The following is a 12,673-nucleotide window of genomic DNA, read 5'->3' on the forward strand; positions in this document are numbered from 1 at the left end:
GCCTTGCTGGGCATTTATATTTACAACGTTACAACGCCTGGAAAACCGTCGCGATACGCAGCAGGTTTGCCCAGGTGTACTCAAAGAGGTTAGTCATGTCTGATCGCCGCGCTGTTGCGCTGGTGTTGCTGTCGGCCGCCGGTTTCGGCAGTTCCGCAGTGTTTGCCAAGGCGGCATATGCGTCCGGGGTCAACCCGTCGACCATGCTGGCCTTGCGTTTCGTTATCGCCGCCATGCTGTTGCTGCCGCTCGTGTGGCTCGGTGGCTGGCGCTTGCCGCGCGGCCGCCTGCTGGCCGCCTACATGCTGATGGGCCTGATGTACACGGCCCAGTCGCAAGGCTATTTCAATGCCCTCATGTATGCCAGCAGCGGCCTGTGCGGCATGCTGCTGTACGTGTATCCCGTGCTGGTCACCATTCTGGCGCTGGCGCTGGGCTGGGAAAAGCTGGACCGCCGCATGCTGGTGCTGATGGCGCTGGCCATTGCCGGCATGGCCATCACCCTGGGCGGCAAGCTGCAGGGACAGCCCATCGGCATCGCCCTGGCATTGATGGCGGCCGGCGTGTACGCCGTGTACATCCTGTTTGGCAACAGCCTGTCGAAAAGCCGCGAGAATATTCACCCATTGGCCGCCTGCGTCGTGATTTTGGGCACGGCCGGCCTGTCGAACAGCGCGATCGCCCTGTGGCAGGGCGTGTCCTTGCCAGGCACGGCGACGGGCTGGCTGGCCGTCAGCGCCATCGCCCTGTTCTCGACGGCCATCGCCATTGCCGCCTTCTTTGCCGGCGTGGCGCAGATCGGCGCGGCCAAGGCATCCATCATTTCCACGTTCGAGCCCGTGATCACGATGGCCTTCGGCGTGACCTTGCTGAAGGAGTCCGTCAGCGGCACGCAATTGCTGGGCGGCGCCATGGTGCTGGCCGCCGTGGTCTTGCTGGCGCAGCGGCCCACTGCCAAGCCGGTCTCCATGCCGGCCGTGCAAGCGAGCGCCTGACCTTTTTTCCCGAACTGATCGGTTGTATCGATCGGTCTCCTTTGCGCCGCGACGGGTTTCCTGTCGCGGCGCTTTTTTTTGCGCGTATTTTCTTCATATAAATAACACTTGATTGCGAATGATTCTCATTTATAATTGACTTCAAGATTCCCCCACCACCAGCCAGCCCATGCCAGCCAGTGTTCGCCTTGAAAGGAGACACCGTGTCGAGCATGCCCCCTATTTGCAATACCGAGCTGGTCACCAGCGAATTTACCCGCCTGCGCCGCGAGAAAAAAGCCCGCCACCGCGACATCGCCGAGGAACTGGGCATTTCCGAAGGCGAGCTGATCGCCGCGCATGCCGGCCTGTCGCTGGCCAATGGCGCCTTGCTGGGCGCCGAGCGCCTGCAGGCCGACTCGCCCGCCATCATCGCCGCGCTGGAACCGCTGGGCGAAGTCATGGCACTGACGCGCAACGCTTCGTGCGTGCATGAAAAGACGGGTGTCTATCGAAAAGCCAGCCACAACAATCACGTGGGCCTGGTGCTCGGTGGCGACATCGACCTGCGCGTGTTCTACCGCCAGTGGGCGCACGGCTTTGCCGTACGCGAGATGGGAGAAAAGGAAGTGCAGCGCAGCCTGCAGTTTTTCGATGCGGCCGGCCAGGCCGTGCACAAGATTTTCCTCAAGCCGCAAAGCGATATTGCCGCCTATGACGCGCTGGTCGCGCATTTTGCCGACGCGGACCAGGCGCCCGGCATTGCCGTGACGGCGCTGGCGCCGCCGCCGGCCGAATTGCCCGACGCGCAGATCGACGTGGCCGGCTTTCGCGCCGCCTGGGCCGACTTGCGCGACACGCATGAATTTTTCACCGTACTGAAAAAATATTCGGTCTCGCGCCTGCAGGGCTTGCGCCTGGCCGAGCCGCGCTTCGTGCAGCAGCTCGACAAATCCTGCGTGCTCGACCTGCTCAAGGACGCCGCGCTTGAAAAAGTATCGATCATGGCTTTCGTCGGCAATGCCGGCATGATCCAGATCCATTCGGGCCCCGTGCACAAGATCGCCGTGATGGGGCCGTGGATCAATGTCCTCGACACGCGCTTCAACCTGCATTTGCGCGAAGACCATATCGCCAGCGCCTGGGTGGTGAAAAAGCCCACGGTCGATGGCCTGGTGACGTCGGTGGAACTGTTTGACGCCAAGGGCGACACCATCGTCATGTTCTTCGGCGAACGCAAGCCGGGCGTGCACGAATTGTGCGAATGGCGCCATATCGTCGACCGGGTGGCGCAGGAGGGCGAACTATGCGCCGCATGATCGCCGCCAGCGTGGCGCGCCGCATCGCGCTGAAAAAGATGGGGGCGGGTGCGCTGGCCCTGGCCGCGCCGATGCAGGTGCTGGCCGCCGTGTCCGACGCGGGTAAGCCTGTGGTGAAAACGCGGCGCATCGTCAGCGTGGGCGGCGCCCTGACGGAAATCGTCTATGCGCTCGAAGCGCAGGGTGAACTGGTGGGCGTCGATACGACGTCGCTATATCCAGCTGTGGCGCAACAGCTGCCGCAGGTCGGCTATGCGCGCACCTTGTCGGCCGAGGGCGTGCTGTCGCTGGCACCCACGCAGCTGATCGCCACCGAGGAAGCGGGGCCGCAAGCCGTGCTGCGCCAGGTGCGCGACGCGGGCGTGCCGGTGGCGGTGCTGAACGCGAATAACAAATTCGAAGGCTTGCTCGAACGGGTGAAACAAGTGGGGCAGATCACGGGCCGTGCCGATCCGGCCGCGCGCCTGGCGCAAGCCTTGCAGCAGCAGTGGGACGGCGCCCTGGGCAAGGTGCGCCAGCGCGGCCACTCACCGGTACAATCAGCTGTGCGCGTGCTGTTTATCCTCGCCCATGCGCCGAACCAGGTGATGGTGGGCGGGCGCGAGACGGGCGCCGACGCCATGCTCGCGTATGCGGGCGCCGTCAACGTGATGGGCGGGCAGGGTGGATTCGCCGGCTACAAGCCGCTCACGCCGGAAGCCGTGATCGCCGCGCGGCCCGACATCGTGCTCGTCACGGACCAGGGCTTGAAAGCGTCGGGCGGCGTGGACGGCATCTTGAAACTGCCAGGCCTGGCGCAGACGCCGGCCGGGCGCAAGCACCGCATCGTGTCGCTGGAAGCCATGCTGCTCTTGGGCTTTGGCCCGCGCATGCCGCAGGCGCTGGCCGAACTCGACGCCGCATTTGTCAAAGCCATGGCCGCATGAACGTGGCCTGCGCGATGTACGCCGCGCATTGTCGCTGGCCACGCTGGGGTGCTGGCGGCATGCTGGCTGTGGCGTTGTTTGCCGGTCTGCTCATCGCCGTGCAGGCGGGCGCCGTGCCCGTGACGCTGGCCGACTGGCTGGCGCCATTTCAAGCGGGCGGCGAGGCGCTGTCCGGCGGCGCGTATGTGCTGTGGCATATCCGTTTGCCGCGTGCCCTGTTCGCCGCCCTGATTGGCGCCGCGCTGGCGCTTGCCGGCGGCTTGACGCAAGGGCTGTTCCGCAATCCGCTGGCCGACCCGGGGCTGCTGGGAGTGAGCAGCGGCGCCGCCTGCGCGGGCGCGGCCACCATCGTCTTTGCCGCCAGCCTGCACGTGGCGCCCGAGCTGCGCGTGTGGCTGCTGCCGGGGGCCGCGTTTGCGGGCGCCATGCTCATCTACGTGCTGCTCGACCGCGTTGCCCGCTGGGCCACGCCCGGCTCCATCGTCGGCCTGCTGCTGACGGGCGTGGCGCTGAACGCCATCACGGTGGCCGTCATGGGCCTGTGCATCTACCTGGCCAGTGACGACCAGTTGCGCACCCTGACTTTCTGGACATTGGGTTCGCTGTCGGCCGGCAGCTGGCGCCAGGTGGCGGCCTTGCTGCTGGTGCTGGCGGGCGCGCTGTGGGCCACGCGCTACCTGATGCGTGCATTGAACGCGCTGGCGCTGGGCGAGGCGCAGGCCCTGCACGTGGGCGTCGACGTGAGCCGGCTGCGCACGCAGGTGATCGTGCTGGTGGCCGTGCTGACGGGGTTTGCCGTCGCCTGGTGTGGCGGCATCGGTTTTATCGGCCTGATCGCGCCGCACCTGGTACGCACCTGGCTGGGCGCCGACCAGCGCCGCGTGCTACCGCTGTCCATGCTGGCCGGCGGCTTGCTGCTGCTGTTGGCCGACACCCTGGCGCGCACGGTCGCCATTCCCGCGGAAGTCCCCGTCGGCATTTTCACGGCCTTGCTGGGCGGGCCATTTTTCCTGATGCTGTTGCGGCGCTTCCGCCACGGCACCGCCTAGAGGTGAACATGACGCCCCTGCTGGAACTCTCCTTCGCCACAACACAACTGGGCCAGCAGTATTTCGGCCCCTTCACTGTGCGGGTGGCGCCCGGCGAGCGCATCGCCATCCTCGGTCCCAGCGGCGCGGGCAAGTCGACCCTGCTCAAACTGATGGCATGCGAACTGCAGCCGCAGGCGGGCCAGGTGATGCTTGCCGGCCGTCCCCTGGCGCGGTGGCCGCTGGCCGACCTGGCGCGGTGCCGCGCCGTGCTGCCGCAAGGCTCGAACGTGGCCTTCGGCTTGCAGTGCGAACTGGTGATCGGCCTGGGACGGGTGGCGCGCCTGGTCGATCCGCAACTGGAGCGCATCGTGCAGGACGCTGCCGCGCTGGCGCACGCCGGGCATCTGCTGGGCCGCCGCCTCGATACCCTGTCCGGCGGCGAGCAGGCCAGGGTACAGCTGGCGCGCATCTTCGCGCAGATGTGGGACGTACGAGATGGCTTGATACTCGTCGATGAACCGCTGGCGGCGCTCGATCCCGGCCTGCAGTTCGATCTGCTCGACAGCCTGCAGCAGTTTTGCGCCGCGCGCGGCCACGCCGTCATCGCCATCCTGCACGATATCAACCACGCCTTGCTGGGTTTCGAGCGCCTGCTGCTCGTGCGCTCGGGCCAGCTGGTCGCAGACATCGCCAGCGATGCCGGCGCCGTGCCCGCCCTGGCCGCGCTGTACGGCATCGCCCTGACGACGGCGACCAGCAGCGACGGTCACGTGTGCGTCATCCCTGCCAGAAGCGCGGTGCGCAGGGCCGCCTGATCGACCCATTTACCAGACGTCCGCCGCGCGCGGCCGCGCCATCTGGCCGCTGCCCAGCAGCCACACCATCAGGGCGTCGGCCTGTTCGCGCGTGGCCGCCACCTCTTGCACGATGCCGAACGCTTTCATGGCGCCGGCCGCCATCGCCTGCAGGCGCGCGCGCCGTTCCGCATCCGCCTCGATGGACACCAGGCCGCGGCAAATGGCGGCCAGCGCCACCTTGTTGTGCTTGAGCCACAGGCCGCGCCGCTTGCGGTCGACCTGCGCTTCGTCGCTGCGTTCTTCTTCGAACAGCATGACGAACGGTTCGCCATGGCGCAGCAGCGCATCCATGTCGTTTTCCCACAGCGGGGCATAGCCGGCGACGGCCGTTTCAGGGCGAAAGCGCACGATGGGAAAGTCGCTGACGTCGTGGATGGAAAAATGTGCGGGGTTCGGTTTCATTGGGTACTTTCTTGCGGGGTGCTTGAAAAGGCTTGCCAGCCGCCGCCCAGCGCCTTGTAGACCTGGACCAGCGACAGCGACGCGGTGGCGCGGCTGTCGACCAGCGCCGCTTCGTTGTTCAATAGGGTGTTTTGCACGTGCAGCACGTTGATCAGGTCCGTGCCGCCCTGGCGGTACTGCAGTTCCGCGCTGTCCAGCGCGCGCCGTCCCTGTTTGACGGCTTCATCGAGGCTGGCCTGGCGGCGGGCGTTGGCCTGGTAGCCGGACAAGGCGTCTTCCACCTCGTGCCAGGCGGCCAGTACCGTCTGCCGGTAGGCGATGGCCGCTTCCTGCTGCTGCGCTTCGCGCAATTGCAGCTTGCCGCGCAGGCGGCCGCCATCGAACAGGGGCACGCTGAAGCCGGGACCGAAGGCAAAGCGCTTGGCATCCCAGCCGATATCGGACAGCTGCATCGCTTGCAGGCCGACGCTGCCCGAGAGCGTGATGCGCGGATAAAAATCGCCTTGCGCCACGCCGATGGCGGCCGTGGCCGCGTGCAGCTGCGCTTCGGCGCGGCGGATGTCGGGACGCCGTTCGGCCAGGCTGCTGGGCAAGCCCAGCTGCACTTGCATGGCCACGGCGGGAATGTCCTTGACCGCCGCCAGCTCCGCCTGCAAAGCTTGCGGTGGCAACGCCAGCAAGAGGGCGAGGGCATTGCCCAGGCGCGCTTCGCGCTGCTGCAGCGGCGGCAAACGCGCTTCGATGGTGGCCACGTGGGCCGCCGCCTCGGCCTCGTCGAGCTGCGTCGCCGCGCCTTCGCGCAGGCGGATGCGGGTCAGCTCCAGTGTATGGCGGGCGATGTCGAGCAGCTGCTGCGTAATGGCCAGGGTTTGCTGCGCGCCGCGCAGCTCGATGTAGTCGCGCGCCGTTTCGGCCAGCACGGCCAGCAGCACGCCGCGCTGTGTCTCCATCGCCACGTCGACGCGCGCGTTTGCCGCTTCCACTTCGCGCCGCACGCGGCCCCACAGGTCCAGCTCCCAGGCCGCATCGAGGTTGCCTTGCCACAGGCTGTAGGCGGATTGGCCGTTGTTGCGTGACGGGTCGCTCAAGCCTTGTTCGCTGTTGCGCGCGCGGCTGTAGCCGCCATTCGCGCCCAGGGACGGGCCTTGCGCGGCGCCGATGACGCCGCGCGCGGCGCGGCTCTGTTCGAGCCGGCTGGTGGCCGCCAGTACGTCGAGGTTGGCGCCGGCGGCGCGCCGCAGCAGGGACGACAAGGTCGCGTCGCCAAAGCTGTCCCACCAGTGCTGCTCGATGGCGCCATCCTGTGCCGCCGCGAATCGGGCATCTTCCGCCTGACGCCATTGCTGACCCAGGTCATGGGGCGGACGCTGGAAGTCGGTGCCGACGCTGCCGCAGCCGGCCAGGCCCAGGGCCGTGATCAAGATCAGTGCTTTCATCGCGCGCTCACCTGTTGCAGCTGTTGACGGCGCGCGGCCGTATCGATGCGCACTTCGGCCGACATGCCCACGCGCAGGCGAGTGCCCCGGTCCCGGTCGCCATCCTGCTCCGGGTCGAGCGCGATCCGCACGGGGATGCGCTGCACCACCTTGGTGAAGTTGCCGGTGGCGTTTTCCGGCGCGATGGCGGCAAACGTCACGCCCGTGGCCGGCGCGATGCTGTGCACGGTGCCGTGCAGGAGCACGCCCGGATAGGCGTCGACGGCGATGCTGGCGCGCTGGCCCTGGCGCACGTGCGTGAGCTGGGTTTCCTGCAGGTTGGCGACGACGAAGCTGCGGTTCAGGGGCACCACGGCCATCAGGCTGGCGCCGGGAGCGACCAGGGCGCCGACGCGCACGGCGCGGCGTCCCACGATGCCGTCGATGGGGGCGCGCAGCTGCGTATGCGACAGATCCAGTTCAGCCCGTTGCAGGCTGGCGCTGGCGCGCAGCAGGGCCGCTTCGGCCGCGCCTTGCTGCGCTTGCAAAATGTCCGTCTGCTTGCGGGTGGCGACGAGGGCGGCGCGGTTTTGCGCCAGGCGCGCGCGGCTCACGTCGAAGCGCGATTGCGCCTGCTGGGCGTTTTGCACGCTGCCGGCGCCCTGGCCGGCCAGGTGCGTTGACCGGGCCAGTTCCTGCTGCGCCAGTTTGTCTTCCGCCTGGTTGGCCTCGACCAGGGTGCCGGCTTGTTCGATCACAGATTGCTGGCGCTGCAAGGTGGCGCGGGCATAGTCCAGCTGCGCCTCGGCGCCCGCTACTTCGGCGCGTGCCGAGGCGGCGGCGGCCTGATAATCGCGGTCGTCGATGCGGGCCAGCAGCTGACCCGCCTTGACAGCCTGGTTGTCTTCCACCAGCACTTCCCGCACGATGCCGCCCACCTTGGGAGAAAGCACGGTGTAGTCGGCGCTGACGAAGGCGTCGTCGGTGCCTTGTTCTTCGCTGCGGGATAACAGCAGTTGCCAGGCGCAAAAGGCGAGGGCGCAGGCCAGCAGGGCCAGGCCGAGGAGGAAAGCGCGCGAGCGCAGTATGGGTTTTTGCATGGGGATGCTCTTTCGTAAAAATGAAAATTCAAGCGGCGCGCGGCGGATAGACGCGCGTCGGCAGGATGGGGATGATCACAATCATGGCCAGCGCGATGGCGGCCACGCAGAGGTACAGGTCGGACGAGGTCAGGGTGACGACTTGCGCATGCATGCGCTGTGCCAGCCCTGGCACATCGACGGCGCCCGGCAGATTGCCCAGGCGTTCGCTGAGCACCGTTGAATGAAAATGGTTGCGGCGCGTGATCAGCGCATCGAGCACGCCGGTGGCGACGACGGCCGACATGCCCTTGATGGTGTTGAACCAGGCCGAGGCGAATGGGCCATCCTGCGGCGCCAGACCCGTGGTAGCGAGCAGCAGCAAGGGAATCACGGCCATCGGTTGCGCAAAGATCTGCACGGATTGCAGCAGGTAGAAATGCGTGCGTATCCAGTCGGGAGACATGCGCGCGCCCAGCACGCAAGAGACGGCCAGCATGCCCAGGCCGATGGCCAGCACCCAGCGGCAGTCGACGGCGCGCAGATTGCACAGGGCGGCCACCAGCGGCAGGGCGACCAGCTGCGGCAGCGCCACCATCAGCATCACGGGCGCCGTTTGCAGCGGGCGGTAGGCGTGCACCTGCGCCAGGTAGGACGAGGGGATCAGGATCACGGCCAGCAGCACGAACAGCACGCCGCCCAGGGTCAGCAGGGCGTGGCTGAGATTGCGCCGCGACAGCAGCTGCAGCTTGAAAAACGGCAGTGGATGCGACCACTCGTTGATGAAGAACAGCACCAGCAGCACGGCGCCGCCGCCCAGCAGCACGCAGATCAGGGGCGATGCGAACCAGTTCAGGCGCTCGCCCTGCAGCATGCCGACCACCAGCATGCTGATGGCGGGCAGGCCAAGCAGCAGGCCGCGCCAGTCGAACTGGCGGAAACGTTCGAGGCGCAGCGGGTCTTGCGGCAAGCCCCAGGACACCATCAGCAGGGCGACGATGCTGCCCGGGACGACTTGCCAGAACGCCCATTGCCAGCCCAGGTACTCGGTCCAGAAGGCGGCCAGCGGCGTGCCCAGGCTGGGACCGAAAGTGGCGCTCAGCGCATAGCCGCCCAGGCCATACAGCTTGATGTTGGGCGGCAGGAAGCGCAGCGCCACCGTCATCAGCATGGGCGGCAGGGCGCCGCCGGCCGCGCCCTGCACCACGCGCAGGAACATCAGCACGGACAGGTTCGGCGCAAACGGGCATAGCAGGCCCGCGGCCATGCAGACGATGATGGCGGCGGCCGTCAGGCGGCGCAGCGAAAAGGTGACGGAACACCACGGCGCGAACGCCATGGCCGACACCGAGGCGGCCGCATACAGGGCCACGAGCCAGCTGGCGTCGTCGCGCGCGATGCCCATGGCGCCGCGGATGTCGGCCAGCGCGATCTTGGTGATGTTTTCATTCAGGCCGGCCACCAGCACGGCCAGCAGCACGCCGGTCAGGCCCGTGGCCAGGCGCAGGCCGAAGGCGGGAGGTGCGGGCGGCGGCGCGGCCGCAGGGGCGGCGCCGGGAAGGGGTACAGCGGACACAGGGAACTCCGTGGATGAGGATTAGTCCACGCAGTATAGGTAGCCGTTAATCTTGTGAAAATTGATAATTAAGGAAGTGTGAATTGCGTCTGGCGCAATGATGGGTGGGGTCGGACCCTGTGGGTCTGACCCCGGTCTTTGTCGTTGGGTTTGGCGTGTGAGTTCAGATCAACCCCAATCAAATGCTGGGGTCAGACCCGCAAGGGTCTGACCCCGTGCACAGCTCCTTGATCATCCGGCGTAGCCAGCGGTGCGCGTGGTCGTGGTCGAGGCGCGGGTGCCAGGCCTGGAAGACTTCCACGCTGTCGACGGGGATGGGCAGTTCGAACGTGCGCAGCTTCAGGCCCAGGCGCTCGACGATGGCCAGCAGCGGTGTGGGCATCAAGGGCAGCAGCAGGCGCGAATCGGCCACGGCGAAGATGGCGGACTGGAAGTTGGGGCTGATCAGCGAAACCCGGCGCGTGTAGCCCCGCTCGGCCAGTGCCGTGTCGAACGGGCCGCGCGCCAGGCCGCGCCGCGAGACGCTGATATGTTCGTATTCGGTAAAACTGTCGAGGTTGATGGGGCCGTCGAAGATCGGGTGGTCGCTGCGGGCGATGCCGACAAAGCCGCTGCTAAACAGCTGCTGCAGCTTGATGTCGGGCGCAAAGGCGCGCCGCGCGCTGATGTACAGGTCGATGCGGCCCGCGTGCAGGGCGTCGTTTTCCGTGGCCCCATCGCCTTCGGGCACGAAGCGCAGCACCGTGTGCGGCGCGTGCACGGCCAGGAGGTCGCGCAGCTTGCCGCCGTAGGCGCCGACAAACACGTCGTTGGCGCACAGGCTGAACGTGCGTTCCAGGGTGCGCAAGTCCACTTCGCGGCCCGACGTGAAGATGGCGTGCGCCTGCTCCACCACGCCGCGCACCTGCTCGCGCAATTCCAGCGCGCGCGGGGTGGGCGCCAGGCCGCGCCCGGAGCGCACGAAGACGGGGTCGCCGATGGCGTCGCGGATGCGCGCCAGGGTGCGGCTCATGGCCGGCGCGCTCAAGTTCATGCGCCGCGCGGCGGCCACGGCGCTGCCTTCCTCGAGCAGGATGTCGAGGGCGACGAGCAGGTTCAGGTCGGGAAGTTTCATGCGCCGATTATAGCCCGGGGGCCAGCGTCGGCGCTGCGCCGGCAGGACGCCGGCGCAACAGGGATGCTACTGCGCGATTACTCGGCTGCCGGCTCGGCGCCGCAGCATTTCTTGAACTTCTTGCCGCTGCCGCAAGGGCAGTCGTCGTTGCGGCCCACTTTCGGCTCTTCGCGTTTCATGGTTTGCACCGGTGCCTTGCGGCGCGGGACCCAGAAACGGTGGATGGCCGGCAGGTTCGCTTCCAGTTCCTGCGCCAGCTTGTGCGCCTTGACCGGGTCTTCCACCAGTTTCAGCTCTTCTTCCTTGATTTCGTCGGCGCCCAGCAGGTAGATCGGCTGCATCAGCTCGGCCACTTCGGAATCCCAGATTTCATTCCACGAGCCTGGACGCAGTTCCATGCCGTCCCAGAAGCCCCAGCACCAGGCTTCGGCGTCGATCAGGGTCTGGCCTTCGTAGTCGTGTTCGACGAACAGGGCTTCGAACTCCTTCGGCGCCACTTCGAACGTCACCAGCACTTCGTTCATGAAGCGCATGATCAGGTTGACGATGCGTTCTTCTTCCTTGCTGTTCTTGAATTTCGGCGCGTCGTTGACATCTTCGCCCCACACGCGCGGCAACCACTCGGCCGGCATGATCGGTTCCGGACCGATGGCCACGGCCGTCAGATAGCCGTGCAGCATATCCATGGTCATCGCGTCTTCGGAGCACCGGTCCGACAACAGGAATTGGTCTAATTCGTCAAATTCTTTTTCTGATAATGGCTGTTCGAGTTGCATGGCTTGCTCTTTGATTGAATGTAAGGCGCCAGTATACGCCTTGCTGCGGCTTGCCGCCGAAGTGTTTGCACCTGCGGCCCGCGCGCGCCTTACAATGTCGCTTATGCACAATGAAAACCAGCCGCACGAGGACGACCGGCCCGTCCATCCCTTTTCCGCCCTGAGCCCCGATTGCGTGCTCGATGCCCTCGACAGCGTGGGACTGCGCGGCGATGGCCGTCTGCTGGCCTTGAACAGCTATGAAAACCGCGTCTACCAGGTCGGCATCGAAGACAGCGCGCCGCTGGTGGCCAAGTTTTACCGTCCCGCGCGCTGGAGCGATACGGCCATCCTGGAAGAACACGCGTTCGTGTCGGAGCTGGTCGAGCGCGAAATCCAGGTGGTGCCGGCGCTGGACATCAATGGCAGCACCCTGCACCAGTACCAGGGCTTCCGTTTTGCCGTCTTCCCCCGCCACGGCGGCCGCGCGCCCGAGCTGGACGACCCGGCCACTCTGGAATGGATAGGGCGCTTCATCGGCCGCATCCACGCCGTCGGCGCGCTGTCGACCTACAAGGAACGGCCGGCGCTCGACCACCAGACGTTTGGCGTCGAACCGCGCGAGTTTCTATTGGAAGGTAATTTCCTGCCGCCCGAACTGCTGGCCGCCTATTCCAGCGTGGCGCAGCAGGCGCTCGACGGCGTCAAGCGCTGCTATGACCGCGCGGGCGACGTGGCCATGCTGCGCACGCACGGCGACTGCCATGGCGGCAACGTGCTGTGGACAGACGCCGGCCCCCATTTCGTCGATTTCGACGACAGCCGCATGGGACCGGCCATCCAGGACCTGTGGATGATGCTGTCGGGCGAGCGCGGCGACATGGTGCGCCAGATGAGCGACATCCTGGCCGGCTACGAGGATTTTTGCGATTTCGACCCGCGCCAGCTGTACCTGGTCGAAGCGCTGCGCACCCTGCGCCTGATCCATTATTCGGCCTGGCTGGCGCGCCGCTGGGACGACCCCGCCTTCCCCGTCGCCTTCCCGTGGTTTAACACGCAGCGGTATTGGCAGGACCGGATATTGGAACTCAGGGAGCAGGTGGCGTTGATGGACGAAGCGCCATTGTGGCCTGTTTGACCTAAACGCCCGAAAAGGGCGGTAAACGCCCCTCTTCTTGCCGCGCTGATTTGTGCATGCCTGCTCGATAATGGTGTTAATAAATTC

12 protein-coding genes are annotated in these 12,673 nt (G+C 66.5%); 6 read left to right on the forward strand and 6 right to left on the reverse strand.

The annotated features are described in order from the left end of the window. Nucleotides 1-95 precede the first annotated feature (95 nt). From AC4BCN_RS09025 to AC4BCN_RS09045, 5 genes are all read left to right on the forward strand, one after another. The gene (locus AC4BCN_RS09025; protein ID WP_490493105.1) at nt 96-995 is read left to right on the forward strand and encodes a DMT family transporter; all 900 of its coding nucleotides are present in this window, start codon (nt 96-98) and stop codon (nt 993-995) included. Between the two features lie 212 nt (nt 996-1,207). Beyond that, nucleotides 1,208-2,293 carry a hemin-degrading factor gene (locus tag AC4BCN_RS09030; RefSeq protein ID WP_490493586.1) on the forward strand — a complete coding sequence of 362 codons (1,086 nt, stop codon included), beginning with the start codon at nt 1,208-1,210 and terminating at the stop codon, nt 2,291-2,293. After that, nucleotides 2,281-3,219 (forward strand): heme/hemin ABC transporter substrate-binding protein, encoded by a 939-nt coding sequence (locus tag AC4BCN_RS09035; protein ID WP_490493106.1) that lies wholly within the window; start codon nt 2,281-2,283, stop codon nt 3,217-3,219. The genes AC4BCN_RS09030 and AC4BCN_RS09035 overlap by 13 nt, the downstream gene beginning before the upstream one ends. Further along, entirely contained in the window at nt 3,216-4,268 is a 1,053-nt protein-coding gene (locus AC4BCN_RS09040; protein WP_490493107.1) for a FecCD family ABC transporter permease, read from the forward strand. Before AC4BCN_RS09035 ends, AC4BCN_RS09040 begins: the two co-directional genes overlap by 4 nt. A gap of 8 nt (nt 4,269-4,276) precedes the next feature. Further along, a complete protein-coding gene (locus tag AC4BCN_RS09045) occupies nt 4,277-5,065 on the forward strand; it encodes an ATP-binding cassette domain-containing protein (RefSeq protein ID WP_490493108.1) in 789 nt (262 codons plus the stop codon). Between the two features lie 9 nt (nt 5,066-5,074). Here the strand turns inward: AC4BCN_RS09045 and AC4BCN_RS09050 are convergent, their stop codons facing one another. From AC4BCN_RS09050 to AC4BCN_RS09075, 6 genes are all read right to left on the reverse strand, one after another. Continuing rightward, the gene (locus AC4BCN_RS09050) at nt 5,075-5,509 is read right to left on the reverse strand and encodes a hypothetical protein (protein WP_490493109.1); all 435 of its coding nucleotides are present in this window, start codon (nt 5,507-5,509) and stop codon (nt 5,075-5,077) included. Continuing rightward, entirely contained in the window at nt 5,506-6,945 is a 1,440-nt protein-coding gene (locus AC4BCN_RS09055; RefSeq protein WP_490493110.1) for an efflux transporter outer membrane subunit, read from the reverse strand. Before AC4BCN_RS09055 ends, AC4BCN_RS09050 begins: the two co-directional genes overlap by 4 nt. Next, on the reverse strand, nt 6,942-8,024 hold the full coding sequence (locus tag AC4BCN_RS09060; RefSeq protein ID WP_490493111.1) for an HlyD family secretion protein: 1,083 nt from the start codon (nt 8,022-8,024) through the stop codon (nt 6,942-6,944). Before AC4BCN_RS09060 ends, AC4BCN_RS09055 begins: the two co-directional genes overlap by 4 nt. A 28-nt stretch (nt 8,025-8,052) precedes the next feature. Continuing rightward, the gene (locus tag AC4BCN_RS09065) at nt 8,053-9,579 is read right to left on the reverse strand and encodes an MFS transporter (RefSeq protein ID WP_490493112.1); all 1,527 of its coding nucleotides are present in this window, start codon (nt 9,577-9,579) and stop codon (nt 8,053-8,055) included. A 178-nt stretch (nt 9,580-9,757) separates the two neighbouring features. After that, nucleotides 9,758-10,693 (reverse strand): LysR family transcriptional regulator, encoded by a 936-nt coding sequence (locus AC4BCN_RS09070; RefSeq protein ID WP_072456293.1) that lies wholly within the window; start codon nt 10,691-10,693, stop codon nt 9,758-9,760. A 77-nt stretch (nt 10,694-10,770) separates the two neighbouring features. Then, the gene (locus AC4BCN_RS09075) at nt 10,771-11,469 is read right to left on the reverse strand and encodes a UPF0149 family protein (RefSeq protein WP_034759318.1); all 699 of its coding nucleotides are present in this window, start codon (nt 11,467-11,469) and stop codon (nt 10,771-10,773) included. A 103-nt stretch (nt 11,470-11,572) separates the two neighbouring features. On the opposite strand from AC4BCN_RS09075, the gene AC4BCN_RS09080 reads away from it, so the two are divergent. Then, nucleotides 11,573-12,586, forward strand: a complete 1,014-nt coding sequence (locus AC4BCN_RS09080; RefSeq protein WP_490493113.1) for a serine/threonine protein kinase — start codon at nt 11,573-11,575, stop codon at nt 12,584-12,586. The last annotated feature ends 87 nt before the right edge of the window (nt 12,587-12,673 follow it).

This window comes from Janthinobacterium sp. Bl 1, assembly GCF_058215535.1.

Excerpts from the sequence above, each read along its gene's own strand:
- AC4BCN_RS09045 (WP_490493108.1), top strand. The coding sequence starts at position 4,277 with ATGACGCCCCTGCTGGAACTCTCCTTCGCCACAACACAACTGGGCCAG.
- AC4BCN_RS09055 (WP_490493110.1), bottom strand. The coding sequence starts at position 6,945 with ATGAAAGCACTGATCTTGATCACGGCCCTGGGCCTGGCCGGCTGCGGC.
- AC4BCN_RS09030 (WP_490493586.1), top strand. The coding sequence starts at position 1,208 with ATGCCCCCTATTTGCAATACCGAGCTGGTCACCAGCGAATTTACCCGC.
- AC4BCN_RS09060 (WP_490493111.1), bottom strand. The coding sequence starts at position 8,024 with ATGCAAAAACCCATACTGCGCTCGCGCGCTTTCCTCCTCGGCCTGGCC.
- AC4BCN_RS09075 (WP_034759318.1), bottom strand. The coding sequence starts at position 11,469 with ATGCAACTCGAACAGCCATTATCAGAAAAAGAATTTGACGAATTAGAC.
- AC4BCN_RS09035 (WP_490493106.1), top strand. The coding sequence starts at position 2,281 with ATGCGCCGCATGATCGCCGCCAGCGTGGCGCGCCGCATCGCGCTGAAA.
- AC4BCN_RS09080 (WP_490493113.1), top strand. The coding sequence starts at position 11,573 with ATGCACAATGAAAACCAGCCGCACGAGGACGACCGGCCCGTCCATCCC.
- AC4BCN_RS09050 (WP_490493109.1), bottom strand. The coding sequence starts at position 5,509 with ATGAAACCGAACCCCGCACATTTTTCCATCCACGACGTCAGCGACTTT.
- AC4BCN_RS09025 (WP_490493105.1), top strand. The coding sequence starts at position 96 with ATGTCTGATCGCCGCGCTGTTGCGCTGGTGTTGCTGTCGGCCGCCGGT.
- AC4BCN_RS09070 (WP_072456293.1), bottom strand. The coding sequence starts at position 10,693 with ATGAAACTTCCCGACCTGAACCTGCTCGTCGCCCTCGACATCCTGCTC.
- AC4BCN_RS09040 (WP_490493107.1), top strand. The coding sequence starts at position 3,216 with ATGAACGTGGCCTGCGCGATGTACGCCGCGCATTGTCGCTGGCCACGC.